This window comes from Nonomuraea cypriaca (genome assembly GCF_015645445.1).
In the GTDB taxonomy this organism is placed as follows: Bacteria; Actinomycetota; Actinomycetes; order Streptosporangiales; family Streptosporangiaceae; genus Nonomuraea; species Nonomuraea cypriaca.
Map to the genome: position 1 here is coordinate 1 of NZ_JADOGI010000112.1, position 19,095 is coordinate 19,095.

General features: G+C 68.6%; 13 protein-coding genes and 3 pseudogenes. 12 read left to right on the forward strand and 4 right to left on the reverse strand.

The genetic code is table 11. From position 1 onward, the window contains the following. Positions 1 to 118: 118 nt before the first annotated feature. Positions 119 to 520 (reverse strand): annotated as a pseudogene (locus ITP53_RS31190) (transposase); the annotation flags it as partial. A gap of 465 nt (positions 521 to 985) precedes the next feature. After that, positions 986 to 1,291, reverse strand: coding sequence for a DUF1330 domain-containing protein (locus ITP53_RS31195; protein ID WP_132513931.1), 306 nt, complete (start codon positions 1,289 to 1,291; stop codon positions 986 to 988). A 188-nt stretch (positions 1,292 to 1,479) separates the two neighbouring features. Between ITP53_RS31195 and ITP53_RS31200 the strand changes: the two genes are divergently transcribed. The 5 genes from ITP53_RS31200 to ITP53_RS31220 all read left to right on the forward strand — a co-directional run bounded on the left by ITP53_RS31200 (position 1,480) and on the right by ITP53_RS31220 (position 6,493). Further along, the gene (locus ITP53_RS31200; RefSeq protein ID WP_195899041.1) at positions 1,480 to 2,382 is read left to right on the forward strand and encodes a LysR family transcriptional regulator; all 903 of its coding nucleotides are present in this window, start codon (positions 1,480 to 1,482) and stop codon (positions 2,380 to 2,382) included. Between the two features lie 571 nt (positions 2,383 to 2,953). After that, the gene (locus ITP53_RS31205; RefSeq protein WP_328816340.1) at positions 2,954 to 4,078 is read left to right on the forward strand and encodes a tyrosine-type recombinase/integrase; all 1,125 of its coding nucleotides are present in this window, start codon (positions 2,954 to 2,956) and stop codon (positions 4,076 to 4,078) included. After that, a complete protein-coding gene (locus ITP53_RS31210) occupies positions 4,075 to 4,410 on the forward strand; it encodes a helix-turn-helix domain-containing protein (protein WP_195899043.1) in 336 nt (111 codons plus the stop codon). Before ITP53_RS31205 ends, ITP53_RS31210 begins: the two co-directional genes overlap by 4 nt. A 392-nt stretch (positions 4,411 to 4,802) precedes the next feature. After that, entirely contained in the window at positions 4,803 to 5,903 is a 1,101-nt protein-coding gene (locus ITP53_RS31215) for a hypothetical protein (RefSeq protein ID WP_207756650.1), read from the forward strand. 62 nt (positions 5,904 to 5,965) lie between these two features. Beyond that, the gene (locus ITP53_RS31220) at positions 5,966 to 6,493 is read left to right on the forward strand and encodes a hypothetical protein (protein WP_195899044.1); all 528 of its coding nucleotides are present in this window, start codon (positions 5,966 to 5,968) and stop codon (positions 6,491 to 6,493) included. A gap of 135 nt (positions 6,494 to 6,628) precedes the next feature. Here ITP53_RS31220 and ITP53_RS56290 read toward each other — a convergent pair whose 3' ends face one another. Next, positions 6,629 to 6,976 carry a hypothetical protein gene (locus tag ITP53_RS56290; protein ID WP_207756651.1) on the reverse strand — a complete coding sequence of 116 codons (348 nt, stop codon included), beginning with the start codon at positions 6,974 to 6,976 and terminating at the stop codon, positions 6,629 to 6,631. A 180-nt stretch (positions 6,977 to 7,156) separates the two neighbouring features. Here ITP53_RS56290 and ITP53_RS31230 point away from each other — a divergent pair, with 180 nt between their 5' ends. The 7 genes and pseudogenes from ITP53_RS31230 to ITP53_RS31260 all read left to right on the forward strand — a co-directional run bounded on the left by ITP53_RS31230 (position 7,157) and on the right by ITP53_RS31260 (position 18,325). Further along, positions 7,157 to 8,026 (forward strand): hypothetical protein, encoded by an 870-nt coding sequence (locus tag ITP53_RS31230; RefSeq protein ID WP_195899046.1) that lies wholly within the window; start codon positions 7,157 to 7,159, stop codon positions 8,024 to 8,026. Then, positions 8,023 to 8,166 (forward strand): hypothetical protein, encoded by a 144-nt coding sequence (locus tag ITP53_RS31235; protein WP_195899047.1) that lies wholly within the window; start codon positions 8,023 to 8,025, stop codon positions 8,164 to 8,166. Before ITP53_RS31230 ends, ITP53_RS31235 begins: the two co-directional genes overlap by 4 nt. Before the next feature lie 45 nt (positions 8,167 to 8,211). After that, positions 8,212 to 8,565, forward strand: coding sequence for a hypothetical protein (locus tag ITP53_RS31240; protein WP_195899048.1), 354 nt, complete (start codon positions 8,212 to 8,214; stop codon positions 8,563 to 8,565). An 18-nt stretch (positions 8,566 to 8,583) separates the two neighbouring features. Next, positions 8,584 to 8,832 (forward strand): annotated as a pseudogene (locus ITP53_RS31245) (integrase core domain-containing protein); the annotation flags it as partial. Positions 8,833 to 8,925: 93 nt separating this feature from the next. Next, positions 8,926 to 11,868, forward strand: coding sequence for an ATP-binding protein (locus ITP53_RS31250; RefSeq protein ID WP_207756652.1), 2,943 nt, complete (start codon positions 8,926 to 8,928; stop codon positions 11,866 to 11,868). A gap of 80 nt (positions 11,869 to 11,948) precedes the next feature. Continuing rightward, positions 11,949 to 12,119 (forward strand): hypothetical protein, encoded by a 171-nt coding sequence (locus tag ITP53_RS31255; protein ID WP_195899050.1) that lies wholly within the window; start codon positions 11,949 to 11,951, stop codon positions 12,117 to 12,119. 17 nt (positions 12,120 to 12,136) lie between these two features. Beyond that, the gene (locus ITP53_RS31260; RefSeq protein WP_195899051.1) at positions 12,137 to 18,325 is read left to right on the forward strand and encodes a S8 family serine peptidase; all 6,189 of its coding nucleotides are present in this window, start codon (positions 12,137 to 12,139) and stop codon (positions 18,323 to 18,325) included. 168 nt (positions 18,326 to 18,493) lie between these two features. Here ITP53_RS31260 and ITP53_RS31265 read toward each other — a convergent pair. Beyond that, positions 18,494 to 18,862 (reverse strand): annotated as a pseudogene (locus tag ITP53_RS31265) (DUF4158 domain-containing protein); the annotation flags it as partial. Positions 18,863 to 19,095 lie beyond the last annotated feature (233 nt).

Consider the following 19,095-nt stretch of genomic DNA (forward strand, 5'->3'; position numbering starts at 1 on the left):
AATCCCTCGATGAAGGAGACGGTGAACCTCCGGCGTTATGAGGTCAATTCACCGGTCGCACCACCCGCAGCCAGCACTGATCCACCTTGCCCGGCATAACATCCAGCCCCAGATAATTGGCGGCGTCCGCTCCCTGGCTGTTCAGAGGCGCATTGGTAGAGGTCTTAATGCTCTGGGTGTCGATCACGGAGGCGGTTGGGTCGGGCTGGCGGCCGGCCTTTACGCGGGCCAGTCCGGTCAGGTCGTGGTTGAGTTGGGCGAGTATTCCTTCGTCGCGCCAAGCTGCGTAGTAGGCGTAGACGGTGCCGTGTGGCGGGAAGTCGTGGGGAAGGTATTTCCAGGCGATTCCCGTACGGTTGACATAGAGGATGGCGTTGAAGACGTCTCGTAGTTCGACTGAGGCCGGCTGGCCGGTGGGGCGGCGATCAAGTCGGGCCTGCCGCCAGGCGGTGAGGGTGGGCTCGATTAATGCCCAGCGAGCATCGGATATGTCGCTTGGGTATGGCTTCCGCTCGCTCATGGCAAAGTTTTACCTGAACCATGTGATCGACGGCTGGTCTTTGACCTGTAGGAGTTTCTATCCCATTCTTAGACCAGACGGAATCCAGATGACATATAGGAGCCAAACGAGCTTCCGGATCACCGCCTCGGAACCCGTGAACACACCCCCTATCGGACAAAACATCCCAAAAATCTATGGGGCCAAAAGGCGCATATCCACACCGAACATAGACAAACGCCCACTGAGAAGCGGTTCGCGGTTCGCTTCGGGCGAGAGTGAGTTTCGTCGACGAGGTCAGCGAGACAGTCCAGCTGCCCCGGACGTCGCGTCGCTTCTTCGATCCGCCCGACAGGGATCAGGCCGTCGAGGACGTCGACGACGAACTGGGACGCGGGGCATGGCTTCGAATTCGTCTCGTGAGTCGTCGTTCAGCACCGTGTGCGTATCAGGTGACGGATGCTCAGCGATGGCTGGGCCCGCCGGTCAGTCGATGCCTTCGATGATGCGGAAGTCGCGCTCGAAGCCGTCGGGGAGGGCCACCAGCGCCTTCTGGTATGCCTCGCTCTCGTATGCCGCGACGGCCTGTTCAAAGCTGTCGAACTCGATCAGAACGACGCGTTGCGTGATTCCGGCCTCGTGGGCGACGACTCGACCGCCACGGGACGGGATCCGGGACAGGACGCGCCCGCCCCCAGCCTGGACAGCCGGACCGGCCAGCTTGTCGTAGGCAGTCAGCCTCTCAGGGGCGGAAATGGCGGGGTAGACACTGACCCAGTAGCCCTTAGCCATGGAAACCTCCTGTGTTGGGCCGGACACGTCCGACTTCGAATTGACACTCAGATCGATCGATCCCGGCGACGGGTACTGCGGTCAGTTGAATCGTCATATGCGCAGGTTAGGGCTTGATGTGCGGTCGAGGGAAAGACCGGTACGGGATAGACTCAGAACGGATCGTTATCAATCGGCAGGGAGGGCACGTGGCGCCGGATACGGTGAGCCTGCGGTACTTCCTGGTGCTGGCGCAGGAGTTGAACTTCACCCGCGCGGCCGCACGGATCGGTATCGCACAGCCCGCACTCAGCGCCCGGATGCGCCGATTGGAGGCGGAACTCGGTACGGCCCTGCTGGTCCGCAACACGCGTAGCGTCGTATTGACCACGGCCGGTGCGGCTTTGGCGGAGTCCGCGCCGCCCGCGCTGGCGGCGCTGGACCGGGCATGGGACACCGCCCGGAGCGCGGCGGCCGGTGAACTGGGCACGCTGCGCATCGGATACAGCCTCAGCGCCGGGGCCGAGACGGCACCGGCCCTGGTGGACAGGCTGATTCGCGGCAACAGCGGACTCGAGGTCGGCGCGGTCCCGATGGCGACACCGGAGATCTCCCCCGCGGTCGCCGACGGCCGAATCGATGCCGGGATCACCCGCGGTGAACAGCCGGGCCGTGGCGTGCGCCGGTTCCTGCTGCGGCGTATGCGCGTCGGGGTCCAGCTGGCGCAGCACCATCCGCTGGCCGAACACCCGGAGATCGAGATCGCCGACGCGGCCGCGTATCCGCTGCGACTCCCGGACCGTGCGGCCAACCCCGTGATCCACGATCAGCTATCCGCACTGTTCCGAGACACCCGACCACACCCCCGATTCCACACGCTCGCAGTCTCTTTCGACATGTCTCAGCGCGACCTGCGCGACGGGGTCACCCTCGCCCCGGCCGGAGAAGCCGCGGTCACGGCACAACCGGCCGGTCTCACCTGGCGACCGCTGCGGGGCGCGCCCAGCCTGACGATGCACCTGGTCCTCCCACGCGAGCAGTCGCCACTACACCGCCGCATCCGTGCCGTCGCCAAAACCCTGGCGCACGAGCTGCACTGGCTGCCGGACTGACGCGCAAGAGGTCAAGCGAGACGGACGTCTGCGGTGGCGAGGCCGAAGACCTTGCGCCCAGCGGACTTCGCGGTGATGACGACGGCGGTCTTGCTGAATGTCCAACACGACCTCGCTACGCCGGCGGATCAGCATCCGATGATGGCCCCGGGTCCGGTCCGAGTCGTACACCGCCGCGACGTCCTCGCCCAGCCCGAGATCTCGGCGGATACCGCGCCTTCGCCGACGCCGAACCGGACAAGCACGGGTAACCGGCGGGAACGCCCGCCGTCAACGGCGTCCATGACGTCGGTCAATGCTTAACGCCAACCACTGTTCCGTTGCTCCAAGTGCCGCCAATTGCATCTGATGCGAACTCGCGACTCTTTGCGAGGTGTCACCGGCGTATAGGCAATTGACTGTGTCGACCAGCAACGATAGAGCGCAGTGGCAGGGATGGCGATAGCTGCTGGCGGGGCGCGGCTGTCAGTTGATTCAGGTCTTCTGTGGGAACGACCTGCGGATGCCCGAGCCGCTCGCATACGATGCGGCTTTCTCGCATCTGATGCGAGTATCGGAGGGTGGTGGGTGCGTGGGGACGGACGGGTCGATACCGGGAGCAGCCAGGCTGCATCTTGTCGACGGCGTCACGCTGTTGCGGCCGGAGGAGCAGGTCTTCACCGCGATGCTGGCGGGATTCGCCAACCAGCAGCTGGCGCGGAACCTGGCCCGCTCCACGGTGGAGGGACGGGAGAACACCGTGAAGGCCTTCGCCGCCTACGTCAACGCCTACCCGTGGCAGTGGGCGCCCGCCATGGTGGACGAATGGCTCGGCGATCTACGCTCCCTGCGCGAGCTCAAGCGTTCGACGATCCGCTCCTACTCCGAAGCGGTGCGTGCGTTCTGCCATTTCGTCACCGACCCTCTCTACGAGTGGGCGGCCACGTGTGAGGAACGATTCGGGACCCACCCGATCCAGATCGTGCACGAGTGGAACACCGCGGTGCATGTCCAGGAGCACGAGGCGGACGCGGCCAAGCGCGCGTTCACCAAGGGCGAGTTGCACGCCTTCTTCGCCCACTGCGATGACGAGGTCGCGCGTATCCGGGCCTTCGGCCGTAAGGGCTGGCTTCCCGCATTCCGCGACGCCACCCTGTTCAAGACGGCCTATGCCTTCGGGCTGCGCCGCAACGAGACGAGGATGCTGGATGCCGCCGACTTCGGCCGCAACCCGCACGGCACAGAGTTCGGCGAGTACGGCCGCTGCCAGGTCCGTTACGGCAAGGCCAAGAAGGGCTCCCTGCCCAAACGCCGCACCGTCTTGACCGTGTGGGCGTGGACCCCCGATGTCCTGGATGAGTGGTTCACCGACGTGCGCCCGCTGTTCGGCACCGACAACAACCCCGCGGCCTGGCCGTCGGAGCGAGGGCTGCGGATCGGCTGTCAGCGACTCAATTCCCGCTTCCTGGCCTACCGCCAGGCTCTGGGCCTGGACGATGGCCTGGACTTCCACTCCTTTCGCAGGTCCTACGTCACCCACCTGATCGAGGACGGCTGGGATCCGCGCTTCGTTCAGGAACAGGTCGGGCACGAGCACGCGAGCACCACCTCGATCTACACCTACGTCAGTTCCGACTTCCGCACCCGCACCCTGCGCCGGCACCTGGACGCCACCATCGCCGCCGCACTCCAGGCCCAGACCGGAGGAGAGTCATGAAACGCAAGGTCGGCTACGCCTGGAAGCTGCGCGAGGTCATGGCCGATCGGCGCATCTACACGGCCACCGAGCTGGTGCCGCTGCTGCGGGAGCGCGGCATCGATCTGTCGGCCTCCCAAGTTCACCGCCTGGTCTCCGGCACCCCCGAACGGCTGTCTCTGCAGGTGATGTCCGCGCTCTGCGACATCCTCTCCTGCACCCCGGCCGACCTGGTCGCCACCACCGCCGAGAACGCCGGCGTCCGCAAGACCGCCACCGGGGACCTGCCCACCCCGCCCACCGGGGTCGAGAAGCTGCGACCACGGCCAGCACGCATCCTGCCCGACGCATGAACGCTTCCCGCACCGACGAGCAAACCGAGCGCTGGCTCAAGCGGACCTGCGCTCGGTGCGGGAGGCACGGCTGGTTCGCCGCCCGCTGGCCCGACGGACATGTCTGCCGGACCTGCGCCGATCGCGCAGTGCGAACACGCGGCACCTGCCCAGGATGCCGCCAAGAGCAAGCTCTGCCTGGGGTCCGCTTCGACGATGGAGTCGCGATCTGCGCTTCCTGCGCGGGATTCGTCCAGTCGTTCGACTGCTCCCGCTGCGGTGTTGAGGGCAAGCTCCTGGGTGGTCGGCTCTGCGAACGCTGCACCCTCACCGACCAGCTCACCGCCTTGCTGGACGATGGCACCGATCGTGTCCGCCCTGAGTTGACGCCTCTGTTTGACCTGCTCGTGGCAATGGAACAGCCCCGCAGCGGGCTGGCCTGGCTGGCGATGCGCCGCGATCAACCAGGCAACGCCGCACAGCGGCTGCGAGAGCTCGCGCTCGGGCAACTCCCCCTGACCCACGACGCCTTCCACCAACTCCAGCCCTGGCGGGCCGCCGCGCACCTGGAAGAACTTCTGATGGCCAGCGGCGTGCTGCCCCTCATCGACAAATACATCTGCTCCTTCCAGCGCTGGCTCCCCGGCCACCTGGCCAGCATCTCCGACGCCGAGCACGTCAAGACGGTCCGCCTCTTCGCGACCTGGCGTGTGCTTCCCGCCCTTCGAGACCGAGCCGAGCACAGCCACATCACTCCGGGCGTTCGCCGCAACGCCGCCGAGCAGATCAAGTACGCGACCACCTTCCTCCACTGGCTCGCCACCCGCGATCGCACCCTCGCCTCCTGCCGCCAGAGCGACATCGACGCCTGGTTCACCGAGAACACCGAACACGGCCGCACCCGGCTACGGCCCTTCCTCAACTGGGCCATCCAGAGCCGTCGCTGCCCACGATCACTATCCCTACCCCCGATGAAGGCCTCCCGCCGAGCCGCCCTGACCGAGGACGAACGCCTCGCCGCCCTCCGACGCCTGCTGACCGACGCCGAGATTCCCCAGATCCTGCGAGTCGCCGGCGTCATCGTGCTCCTCTACGCGCAGCCCCTCACCCGAGTCGTCCGGCTCACCATCGACGACCTCGTACACGACGGAGAAGCCCTGTTCCTGCGGCTCGGCGAGCCACCCTCGCCCGTCCCCGAACCGGTCGCGTCCCTGCTCCTGGCTCACATCGAGGACCGCGACAACATGAACACCGCCACCAACAAGGCCTCCCGCTGGTTGTTCCCCGGCCGCCGGGCCAGCCAGCCCTGCCGCCCCGACCACCTGTCCGCCCTCCTCAACGAGATCGGCATCCCAGTGGCCGCCGCCCGCGGCGCCGCCATCCGGCAGCAACTCCTCGAAATGCCCGCGCCCGTCGTCGCCGACGCCCTCGGCTACCACGACAAGACCACCGCCCGACTCCTCAACGAGGGCGGCGCCGCATGGAGCAGATACGCCTCTGGAGATCACGGCTAACCCAGCGCTAGGGTGACGCCGTGATCAACAAGCCACCAGGATGGTGCTACCACGCTGCTGCCGTGATCACCACCCTCGTCATTGCTTGGTGGGTGAGCGTCCCCTTCAGCTATGCCGAATCCGGCGTGGTAGTGATCTTCGCTCTCGTGCCGCTGGTGTCGTACTGGGCTGTCCGCCTCATCGTGGCGTTGATACACGACGCCACCGCAGTACGGCGCCGATTCCTCGGCTGGCTCCCATTACCCCTGATCGTCTTGGTGCTGTGGGCTGCCGTCGACGCCGACCTGCCCTTCAAGACGCGCTTCGCCCTCTCCCAGTCCAGCATGGAGCGCTTTACCCAGGACGTCCTGCGCGGCGGCGCGCAAGACCTTCCCATCTGCGCGTGGACAGGACTCTTTCCGGTATGCGGCCACGTTCTCACAGAGCAGGACGAACTCACCGGCGTCGAACTACAGATCAGCGATTGGCCGATCGCGGGCTCACGATGCTTCGTGTGGGCTACTCAGCAACCGCGCGCCGACGACTACGAATACGGGCTCAGGCATCTGACCGGTCCCTGGTGGGGTTGCCGAGGGTGGGACGGCTGGTAATCAGATATTGGTCTCAACACGGGCAGCGGACGACGCGCCAACTCTTCACGGGGTCACACACGGTGACTGTCGGAAAGAGCGCGGGGAAGAATTGGCGACAGTTCAATACGCGACCTCACCAGTACCGAGGCCGGTTCACGACGGGAACGGGACGCCCAGGTGACCGAGCTCGACCGCCTCGACGACGGCCAGGCGCACGCGCTCCCGGCCGTCGTCGAGGCGCGCCCGGCCGACCGCAACCCCTACCTCGTGTATGTCGGCCGGCTGGACAGCGCCGAGTCGCGCCGCACGATGGCCGGCTGCCTCACCGAGGTCGCGCGGATGCTCGCGGTCGGCGATCCCGCCGCCGTGCCCTGGGAGGTGCTGCGCTTTCAGCACGTCGCGCGGCTCCGCCCGCTGTTGAGCGAGCGCACCACCCTGCGGGCACGCCCCGCTGCGCCTGGTCAGCGTCGGGACCGCCGACCTCTTGGTGATGAAGGCCACCCGCCGCGTTGCGTCACAGGGTTACGGCAAAGTGTCCGTCTGGCCCGTGACGGAACCTCGGGAGGGGTGGAAGCGTAGGGACCGTAACGCACGGAGCGGCGAAAACCGCCTCCGTCACACCGTGGCGTGACGGAACGAGGAGCCGCCTGACCTGTCACACGCGCCGAAAGGAACGCGTTCATGCCCGACCCTCAGGCCGAACCCAGGCGCCGGTGCGCCTCCCCGTTCTGCCGCAAGACGTTGCCCGCCGGCTCCACCGGCCGCCGCCGCTACTGCTCTGGGGCCTGCCGCCAGGCGGCCTGGCGCATCGACAACCCGATCGCCGTTCCCAGGCCCGTCAGGCCAAGCCAGCACGAGCTGGCGGCGCTGGAGGACGACGTGCGCCGGCGTGCCGCCCACCTGGCCGCCTGCGCCCAGCACGCCGCCACCGCACCCACCGGCAGCGGCAAGCAGACGGCCGCACTGCGTAGCCTGCCCGATCTGGTGGAGGGCCTGCTGGCCGCTCACGTCACCGCGAGCCGAGCCGCCGGGCACACCTGGGAACAGGTCGGCCAGGCGCTGGCACTGCACCCCGACACCGCCCGGCGCCGCTTCGGCCAGCCCCAGACCGACGCTGACGTTGACGTCGACCGCGGCGCCGACCGGCCCCAGGCCACGCCCGCGCCCGTCGAGGACCGCCAGGCCCTCGCCGAGACCTCCGGCGAAGGCCTCGCCGGGCAGAGCGCGTCAGCCATTCCACCAGCAGCGCAGCAGGCTCAGCCGCCGGCAGAGGCCGCGGCGGAGGAAGCCTGGACGATACCGCCCACGCCGGCGTCTGACCTGTATCTGGCGCAGCTCGGCGGCGAGAACTGTCTCCTCCTGGTCGACGGGGATCGGATGGGATGGCTGCACGCCGCACCGGAGGGCTGGCAGGTCTACGGCCGGGACGGCCGGCTCGTCTCCACGTTGCCCGCCGACGATGCGCACGGATACGGCGTGGTGGTCGGGCTGACCTCGCCCGCACCGCGGCGGCCGCGCTGGGCATCGTCGACGCCGACCGCGCGGGGGTGACGGTGGGCCCGCTGACCGACGACCGTGGCCGGACGATTGACACCGCGCCGGCGGCGCTGGCGTCCTGGAGCCTGCTCAAGGGCCGCGTGCCCGGCCGTACCGACGTCATCGTGCGCGGCCGCTGCGTCGGCTGGCTGTAGCGCGACGATCGCGGCCGCGACGTCGCCTGCACCGTCGACGGGCCGGTGCCCGGATCGGCCGCCGGCAACCGGGTGCAGGCCGTGACCGCGCTGCTGGCCGCGCTCATCACCCCCGCGCCCCTGCCCGACCTCGGTCCCAAGGGCCGCACCCCCCGCCGGCCGCGCGCCCGCTCTCCCCGGGAGCGGCCGATCAGCCCCTTCACCCCGGCGCAGCTGGCCGCCGCCGCGCTGGCCGACAACCTCCCGCGCCTGCCCGACGGCTCCTATCGGGTGCACATCGACGACGGCCTGGACGATGTCGAGCTGGGCCGCGCCTACCGCTCCGGCCGCCGCTGGCAGGCGGATGAAACGGGTGGGTCACCCGAACACGTCGGTACTGATCATCGCCGTCGGGTGTAATCGACGGCGTATTCCAACGCGTTCGTCGAACGCTGGATCGGTGGTCTGCGCCGAGAACTTCTCGATCGGATCCTCATCGTCAACGCTCGCCATTTACGGCGCGTGCCGGCCATTTACGAGGCCCACTTCAATGAGTATCGCCCGCATCGCTCCCTGGGCCAGGCAGCCCCGCTGCGAGCCCTTCCCGACCCGGTCGAGGACGATATCAAGGTCATTCGGCGTGACCGCCTCGGCGGGCTGATCCACGAATACGTGCAGGTCGCATAGGGCGTGCCGAGTTCTTGGCACCCACAGGATCCCAACGGGCGGGTAGTTGCGCCCGAGCATCGAAAAGCGAGATCATCACGCATGCTCGACCCCTTGCCCGAGGACGACGGGACTTCACCGACGGTTTCTACGCCGCATTTCGTGGGTCGTGATCGGGAGATGGCGGCGCTTCGGGTCGCCTTGGCCCGGCCACCGGCGATCGTGCTGGTAGAGGGCGAGGCGGGGATCGGGAAGAGCCGGCTGCTGCGAGAGTGGTTGGCCACGCCGGACCAGCGCACTGCCTTGGTCTCGGTGTGCCCACCGCTTCGCGAGTCGCTGACGTTGGGGCCGATCGTCGACGCGTTCCGTGGGATCGACCGCCCGGTGTCGCGATTGCGGCTCACCGAGCTTGCGGGTGCGTTACGGCCCCTGTTCCCTGAATGGTCCTCGGACCTGCCGCCCGCATTGCAGCCTTTGGACGATGCGAAGGCGGCACGGCATCGCCTGTTCCGCGCCCTGGACGAGCTGCTGCGGGCTCTGCGTGTCGACGTTCTCGTGCTCGAGGACGCTCACTGGGCCGACGAGGTGACCTTGGAGTTCCTGCTGTTCGTCGCCTCCCGACAGCAATCGGACGGGCCAAGCCTCGTGATCTCCTATCGGCCGGAGGAGGTGGACGTCGGATCGCTGTTGCTGCGGCTGACGTCCCGGTTGCCTGCTGGCGTGACCCAGCTGAGGATCGCCCTGGCGCCGATGCGACCCAACGACACGGCAGCGCTGGTGTCCTCGATGCTGGACGGCAACCCGATATCGCAGGAGTTCACGACGTTCATGCACGAGCGGACCGGTGGCGTTCCTCTGGTGCTGGAGGAGTCGGTTCGCCTCATGTGCGACCGTGCCGACCTCGTCTTCCGCGACGGACAGTGGGTCCGGCTGAAGCTGCGCAAGCTACAGGTGCCGCCAACGGTGCGCGACTCCACCCGGGAGCGGGTGGGCCGTCTGTCGCCGACGGCGCAGCAGGTGTTGCGAGCCGCGGCTACGTTGGCTGAGCGGTCATCGGTGGCCACGATCGCGATGACCGCCGGTCTGTCACCAGCTGTGTGTCGAGGCGCTATCGCGGAGGCGGCCGACGCCGGCGTCCTGGACGGAGACGACCGCGGCCAGTGGCGATTCCGGCATGTGCTGGCCGCCACGGCTGTCTACGAAGCGATCCCGTTGACCGACCGCAGACACTTCCACCTGCTGGCCGGCCGGGCCTTGGAGGACATCCATCCGCCGCCTGTCGCACGCCTTGCCCACCACTTCCGTGAGGCGGGCGAGACGCGGTCCTGGGCGCGGTACGCCGAGCAGGGTGCCGAGCTGGCCATGGCCTCGGGTGACCACACCAAGGCGGTCGACTTGCTGGTCGATCTGTTTTCGTGGTCCGAGCTGCCGCCGGCGGATCGGGCACGAGTCGCGCGCATCGCCGGAGTAGCCGCACTGGGCCGTCGTGAACCGGTCGACGAGGTCTACCACCGCGTGATCCGTACCTTGCGCTCGGTGCTGGAGACCCCCGGTCTCTCCGCCCGCCAGCAGGCCGAGATCCGCAACCCCCTAGGTCGGCTCCTGATCATCGGGGGTGAGGCGCAGGCCGCACTCAGCGAGCTCGAGCAAGCGGTGGCCAACCTCGACCATGACCCGGTCGAGGCGGCTCGGGCAATGACCTATCTAGGATGGGCCTATGCGGGACCGTGGCCGGCGTCGACCCATCGGCGTTGGCTGGATCGCGCCGCTGAGCTCACCGCCGAAGTCGATTCTCCCGCAGAGCGGCTGAACCTGGCCGGCAACCGAGCCGCTGCGTTGCTCATGCTCGGCGAAGAGGAGGCCTGGGACGTCGTCGCTGACCTGCCCATCGACGGCGCGGCCTCGGCGGAGCGTCTCGACGTGGCCCGCATCCACGCAAATGTCGGGACCGGCGCACTGATCTGGGGTCGGTACGCCGACGCGGAAAAACACCTCACCGTGGCCATGCGCCTTGCCGAGGCCGAGCAGGCGTCCCGGCTGCAACACAACGTCCGACTCGAACAGACCAACCTTGCGTGGCTCACCGGCCGGTGGGAGGGTCTCGCGGAGAGAAGCGCGGCACTCGCCGATGCCGACCGAGACCGGCCGGCGTACTACCTCGGCAGCATTCGCCTCGCGGCCCGGCTGGCAGCCGCAGCCGGACGGCGGCGCGCCGCGGGGGAGCAGTTCCGGCTGGTCCTTGAGGAGTCTGCCCGTCTCGGCGCAGCCGACGACACGATGGAGGCCGCCGCTGCGCTGGCCAGACTGTGGCTGACGGACGGAAACAGCGGCCGGGCGCTGCAGATCACGAACGAGCCGATGGACACAGTCCAGAGAAAAGGCATCTGGGTCTGGGCGACGGACCTCGTCCCCGCCCGGATCGAGGCGCACCTCGCCGCGGGCGACCTGGAGGCCGCGACACGCCTGGGCGACCAGTTCGCCAGAGGACTGCGTGGCCGTACGGCGCCTGCGCCTCGCGCCGCCCTCACCGTATGCCGTGCTCTGCTGGTCGCCGCAGCCGGAGACCACGCCCGCGCGGCGAGGGCGTACGACCGGGCGGCGCGCGCCTGGAACGCGTTGCCGCGCCCCTACGACGCCATGCTCGCCCGCGAGCGTCAAGCCGAGGCGCTCATGGCGCAAGGCCAGATCGAACAGGGCCGAGAGCTGCTGGCCGCACAGTACGAGCAACTGTTCAGGCTCGGAGCCCGCGGCGATGCGGACCGTGTCGCACAGCGGCTTCGCGAACACGGCGCCGAGGTTCCGCGATTGTGGCGCGGCGGTCGACGGGGGTACGGCGACCGGCTCTCACCTCGTGAGCTCGACGTGGTCCGACTGGTTGTCGCCGGCAAGACGAACCGGGAGATCAGCCGGATTCTGGCCAAGTCACCGGCCACGGTGGATCAACAGCTGCGTGCGGCGATGCGCAAGTTGAAGGTGAGTTCCCGGACCGCGCTCGCGGTCAAGGCAGTAGAGGCCGGAGTGTTCGCAGAAGAGGATTCCCTCGACGACCCGTCGTGAAAATTGACGTATCCGCCGGATAGCGAAGGTCGCTCGTCACCCCGAGCATGACTCCATGATCCATGGCCCTAGGGCAGTGCATGCCTGAGCGACCTATCGCGCGTGACGACTCCGTCATCGAGCACCAGCAACCACTTGAGCTGTCGCGCGAGCCGCGCGTCAGCACCCCCGACGCCCCTGACGCCCCTGACGCCTGGGATGCCGGCGATGCCGGCGATGACGAGAGCCACGACCCCTACCAACCCCTGTAGGCCGGAGGACCCCCCACGTGAGACTGAAAGCCCTCGTCGCTTCGCTGGCCGTAGCGGTCGGCCTGAGCATGATCCCGCCACCACCGGCGTCGGCCGCTGAGCCGGATCCCGGTGCGGCCGCCAGCAAGATCGCGTCGGACCTGAAGGGCCGCTTCCGCACGGAGCCGGTCTCCGACTTCTGGATCACGTTCGACACCAAGGCCGACCTCGCGCCGGCGAAGAAGATCGCCGACTGGACCACTCGCGGTCAGTTCGTCTACGACGCACTGAAGGCCTCGGCCAAGGTCTCCGCGGCGTCCGTCTCCGCCGAGCTCGACGCGGCGGGCGTGAAGTACACGTCCTACCCGCTCGTCAACGCCGTGCTCGTCAAGGGCGGCACGCAGAAGCTCGCGCTCGACGTCGCCTCGGTCGGGCAGGTCGCCAAGATCCATGCGTCGCCACAGGTCGCGCTGGTCGAGCCCGTGGACGAGAAGACGCCAGCCGACCAGGCCGTCCGCCCCGCCACCCCCGCGGCCACCGCCGAGGATGGCACCGTCTCGTGGGGTCTGGACGCCATTCACGCCCCCCAGGCCTGGGCCATGGGGGCCACCGGTGCGGGCATCACCGTGTCGAACCTCGACTCGGGCGTTCAATTCGACCACCCCGCCCTGATGCACCAGTACCGCGGCACGAAGCCCGACGGCACCGTCGACCACAACTACAACTGGATGGCCACCCGGGGTACGTGCACCGGCGCACCGTGCGACGACAACGGACACGGCACGCACACCATGGGCACCATGGTCGGCGACGACGGCACCAACCACGTTGGCGTCGCCCCGGACGCGCAGTGGATCGCGACAAACGGCTGCTGCGACAGCACCGGCGTCGAGTCGTTGCTCCAGTCCGGCTGGTGGTTGCTCGCCCCGACCGACGTCCACGGGAACAACCCCGACCCGTCCAAGCGCCCCCACGTCATCAACAACTCGTGGGGCCAAAACGCCGAGCACAACTTCGACGACTTCTTCCAGGCCATCGACGAGGCCTGGAGCGCCGCGGGCATTTTCAGCGTCTGGTCATCGGGCAACACCACGCCGTATGCGGCCTGCGACACCGTCTCCTCGCCCGGCTCCGCCGAGAGTGCCTACTCGGTCGGCGCCTACGCGTCGAACGGCACGCTCGCGTTATTCTCCCGCAAGGGCGAGGGTGAAGGTGGCCGGATCAAGCCCGAGATCTCCGCTCCGGGCGTCGCCGTCCGTTCGTCCTACCCGAACGACAGTTACACCGAGATGTCCGGCACATCGATGGCGGCTCCCCACGTCGCCGGCGCCGTCGCCGGCCTGTGGAGCTACGACCCGACCCTCATCGGGCAGGTCGAGGAGACCCGCCGCCTGCTGGCCGAGTCGGCCGTCGACGTCGACGACACCGAGTGCGGCGGCACCGCCGACTTCAACAACAAGTACGGCGAAGGCCGGCTCGACCTCGTCCGCCTGCTCGAGCTCGCACCCCGGCAGGGCGGCACCCTCACCGGTGTCGTCACCGCCAACGGCGCCCCGGTCCCCGCCGTCGACGTGACGATCAGCGGACCGTTCAGCCGGTCCATCGGGACCGACAAGGACGGCCGGTTCACGATAAATCTCCCGGTCGGCGACTACCAGATCAGCACCAAGGTCTTCGGGTACCTGACCGCGACCGCGAGCGCCACGGTCACCCTCGGCCAGAACACCTCGGTTGAGGTTCCCCTCACCGCCGCCGCGCGCCACGACATCAGCGGCAGGGTCATCGACGACAAGAGGCAGCCCGTCCCGAACGCCGACGTCTCCGTCAAGGACACGCCGCTGGACGCCGTGCGCACGGACGCCAACGGCGCGTTCACGATCGCCGGTGTGCCGGAGGGCCAGTACGGGCTCGCCGTCACGCCCAACGCCTGCTTCTCGCCGACGTTTGTCCCGCTGACCGTCGGTGCCGAGAACGAGTCGCTGGAGATCCCGATCGGGCTCGTCGTCGACAAGGGCGGCTACAGCTGCTCCCTCTCTGAGGGGGAGTACCTGCGCGGCACCGACCCGGTCGCGTTCACGAGCGGCGTGTGGGCGACGGTGAACCTGCCGTTCCCGATCGCGCTCTACAACGGCAGCCACGACACCCTCGGAATCAGCCTGCGCGGCGTGATCTCCCCGGACACCTCCACCGGACCCGGCACCGGCGGTGCGGGCATCTTCCCGTTCTACGTCCGGTCCCCCGTCGAGTTCGCCCCCGGCGGGGGAGTCTTCACGACGGCCACCAAGGTCGACGGCGAGGACGCGTTCGTCATCGAGTTCCGCAACGCCAAGATCTGGGCCTACCCGATCCGGTCTGAGTACACGGAGCCGGTCAGCTTCTCGGCCACGCTCACCCGCTCGGGCAAAGTGATCTTCGGGTACGGCGACGGCATCGGGACCGACGACCCGGTGACCGGCGGCGCCCGCACCATCACCGGCATCCAGGGCTGGGCCGGTGTGGACGGCATCCGGTTCTCCGACAACGTCCCGGTGCTCCATGACGGGATGATCGTCACCTACGACCTTCCGGACTGGGGCTACCTCGACGCGACCGTCGTCGACAAGAACGACGGGCTGCCGGTGTCCGGGGCCAAGGTCTCGCTCACCGACGAGAACGGCCTCGTCGAGAGCGTCACGACCAACGGGACGGGCATCGTGCATCGCCAGCTGCCGGTCGCCGACTACACGATGACCGTCGAGGCGCCGAACTACGTGACGGGGTCGTACGACTTCACCCTCGACAAGCTCTACGCGAAGGCGACGGTCGACGCGCGCCTCACCACGGGCGTCGCCGGCCTGAAGGCGAGCGGCCTCGACGCCGTGATGGGAACCGACCAGAATGGTGTGGGCTCGCTGACGCTGACCAACAACGGTTCCGCCCCGCTCACGTACGACCTGGGCGAAGCCGCGCGCCACCCCGAGCTCGACGCCGCCGGCGCCACCACGCGCACCGGGACGGGTGCGGACAGCACGATCGACCTCACCGCGTGGAAGGCCGGTGCGAGCGGGATGAAGCCGTCGAACGTCGACGGCAAGGCTGCGACGGCGAGCGCCGCGGAAGCACAGGCGGCCGGCAAGGTCGGCACGACCTCCGGCGGCGACGTCATCACCCGCATCGAGATCCCGGGCACGATCGCGCAGAAGGAGCCCTCCGGCATCGGGTACGACGGCGACGTCTGGGTCCACGACTACAACGCGCGGACCAACACCGCCTACACCGTGACGGGCAAGCCGACCGGCAAGGTCTTCGACGCCTCGTGGAACCCCAAGTACCGGGCGTTCGACATGGCGCTCGACACCAAGACCGGTGACATGTGCCAGATGGAGGACAGCCCGGCCAGCTACATCCACTGCTTCGACCGGGAGACCGGAAAGGAAACCCGGCAGATCAAGGGTGACTGGTCCACGCTGCAGCTGACCGGACTCGCCTACAACCCGACCGAGGACGTGTTCTACGTCGGCGGCCGGGCGAACGGCATGATCGGAACCGTCGCCGGGACGTCGCACGATAACGCGGGTGCGCTGCTGTCCTTCTGCGCCCCGCCGCTGCCCGAGGTGATGGGCCTGGCCTACAACCAGGCCTCCGACACCATCTGGTACACCGACCTCACCTCGAACAGGCCCACCCGCCTGCTGCAGGTCGACCCCGACGACTGCTCGCTCGTCAACGCGTGGTGGTTCCCGGGCCAGAAGGCGGGCCAGGGTGGCGGCCTCGAGACCGACTCGACCGGGGCGCTGTGGGCGGCGGACCAGATCGCCGATGACGTCGTGCTGGTCGACGTCGAGGACGACCTGCTCACCGACCTGCCCTGGCTGTCGCTCTCCTCGACCGGCGGCACCCTCGCCCCGGGCGAGTCGACGACGGTCAAGGTCTCGATCTCCTCGAAGGACGCCGCCCCGGGCACTCTCGGCGCGAACATCGTCGTGTGGTCCGACTCCGGACGGCAGCCCAAGACCTACGTCCCAGTGACGCTCACGACCACGAAGTACCAGGTCGGCGTCAACGCCGGCGGCCCCTCGTTCACCGACGCCTCCGGCTACACCTGGTCCGGCGACCAGGCGGCCGGTGACGGGGCGTGGGGCTACGCCGGGAAGGGCAAGACGATCGCCGCGAGCGCCGCGATCGAGGGCACCGAGGACGACGCCCTGTTCCAGTCCCAGCGCACCACGCCGGGCAAGGACCTGGTCTACACGTTCCCCGACGCGCCGAAGGGCACCTACGCCATCGACCTCGGGTTCGCGGAGATCGAGCAGGTGAACCAGGGCAAGCGGGTGTTCGACGTCCTCGTCGACGACGAGCTGACGCAGTACGCCTACGACGCCGTGGGAGCCGTCGGCCCGAACGCCGCCGACTGGCACACCGCCGTCGTGCAGCACGACGGCGGTCCGCTGACCGTGGAGCTGCGGGGCGGGAAGGGCCTGCGGGCCCCGAGCATCGCGGCGCTGCGCGTGACGCTCGATCCGCGCGGAGACAAGGCGGAGCCGGAGCCCCAGCCCGAGCAGCCGGAGCCGGGCCCCGTGCCGGTGGCCCCCGCCGGTCGCTCGTACTCGATGAAGGTGACCGACGGGCTCTACCGCCAGGGTACGGAGGAGTCCGGGTGGCACGGCGATGACGTCTGCGGCGTGCTGTGGTTCGACTCCAGCTTCCTGTTCCCGTTCTACGACACGGCCTGGGACGGCGTGTGCGTGACGACGAACGGCGCGCTGATCTTCGACCGGGCCAGCGCCGTGGATAACAACACGGCGCTGCCGTCGCCATACGCGTTCGACGCGATCTATCCGCTCTGGGACGACCTGGTCGTCGACGACCAGGCGGGCATTTACTTCGGCACCACCGAGGTGGACGGCCTGGCCGCTGAGGTCATCGAGTGGCGCAACGCCGCCTTCTACAGCGACAGGGCGGCCCGGGTGAGCTTTTCGGTCACCCTGATCGCGGACGGCCGCATCCAGATCGGGTACGGCGACGGCATCGGCGGCGACAACCCCGTCACCCGCGGGTCGTCGGCGACGGTCGGCCTGGAGAGCCTGACGCGCAACCCCGCGAGCCAGTACTCCTTCAACCAGCCCATCCTGACGGCCGGTCTGGGGCTGGAGTACACCCTCCCGGCTGCGGGCACGATCGAGGGCACGGTCACCGACGCGAACGACGGCAAGCCGATCGCGGGCGCGGTCGTCACGCTCAGGGGGCCGAGCGGTGACCGGGTTATCACCGCCGACGAGAAGGGCCGGTGGAAGGCCCAGGCGCTGGTCGGCGAGAACACCGTGCAGGTCTGGGCGCCGAACTATGTCACGGCCAGCCACCCCGTGACCATCGCCAAGAAGGATCAGGCCGAGGTGGTTGACACGGCGTTGACCACGGGCGTCGCAACCGTCACCGGAGGTAACCTCGACTGGCTCCTCGGCCCGGACCAGAAGGCGACCGCCGACGTGACCGTGACCAACACCGGCTCCGCCCCGCTCGAGGTGCGGCTCAGCGAGCAGAAACGCACCAGCGACGGCGGGCACGAGGCCGCCGACCTTCCGTGGCTGACCCTCACGGGCGCGGCCGCGGCCGGCACGGTCAAGCTCGCGGTCGGCGAGTCCACCACGGTCACGGCAACGGCCGACAACGCCGCCGTCGAGCCCGGTGTGCTCGTCGGAGACGTGCTCGTGGCGTCGAACGCCGGCAAGGGCGAAGCCCAGCTCAGGCCGGTCCGCCTGGCGACCTCGGCCTACTGGAAGGGCGTCGACGTGGGCGGGTCCGGGCACGTCGGTGCCGACGGCTTCGTCTGGTCGCCCGACCAGGAACTCGGCTCGCGGCCGTGGGGCTACGTCGGCGGCAGGGCGCGTGCCACCAAGGCCGACATCGGCGGCACGGAGGACGACGACCTGTTCCGCACCCAGCGGACCGGCGAGACGTTCGCCTACGTGTTCAAGAACGCGCCCGCCGGGACGTACCGAATCGGCCTCGACTTTGCGGAGATCGAGAAGGTCAAGGCCGGCAAGCGTGCCTTCGATGTTCTGGTCGACGGCAAAGCCGTGCTCCACGACCACGACGTGCAGGCGAGGGCGGGTGCGCTGACCGCGGACGTGAACACGGTCACCGTCGAGCACGCCGGTGGCGATCTGAAGGTCGAGCTTCGCCGCGAGATCGGCGAGCGCGACCCGATCCTGAACGCCCTGAAGGTCCAGCAGGACCCGCGCCTATGAGATAGCCAACCAATCCGCCAGCAGTGGTCAGAGCCTCCTCGGAAAGGATCGCCGTGGAGGCTCTGACCACGACTACCGAGTTTGCGGCTTCCGACCGTACTCGCGCACTTGGTGGCAAAGAATCCGAGTTCCTCGTCAGAGGCGACGCGCCAGACGACGAAGCGCGTTGATCGCCGCCGCGGCGATCGCCCGGGCCCGGCCCGCGTCGTACTTCACCCCCTGACGCTGGCGCACCAGCTTGCGATGCGCCTTCGCGCTGCGTGAGGAACCGTGGTCCTGCCAAACGTCCTCAGCCAGCCCCAGGCAGCGCCGAACATGGTCGATCACCACGTCGGGGATCTCCCCCGGGGACGGGAATCGCGCCATCTTCTGAAAGCACTTCAACGCCAGCACCAGCGCGAAGCAGGACCCTGGGCTGCCGGTGCGCTCCTCGGCCCAGGCCACCTCCTCCGGCGACGGCGTGAAGAACACATGCAGCACCCGCGCCGACGTCAGCCGCTTGAACTGCGGATAGGCGGTGCGCTCGATCCATGTCATCCCAGGCCGTCCCTCGCCTCGGTTCCGGCGTCCAGACGCCGAAACCGTAGCGGCGATCAACCGCGCCGAACGGCCTTGTTCATCAAACCGCAACCAAACCCGAGCGGAGGGTCACATCGCCTGACAATCAAGCGCTCTGCCAGCGGCTCAGCACCTCACTGCCCCTTTCTCCCGTACTTGGTCTGCCCCCCTGCGAGGTCACGGGCTGGGGGCGAGCCGGGCCCGCCCCAGCC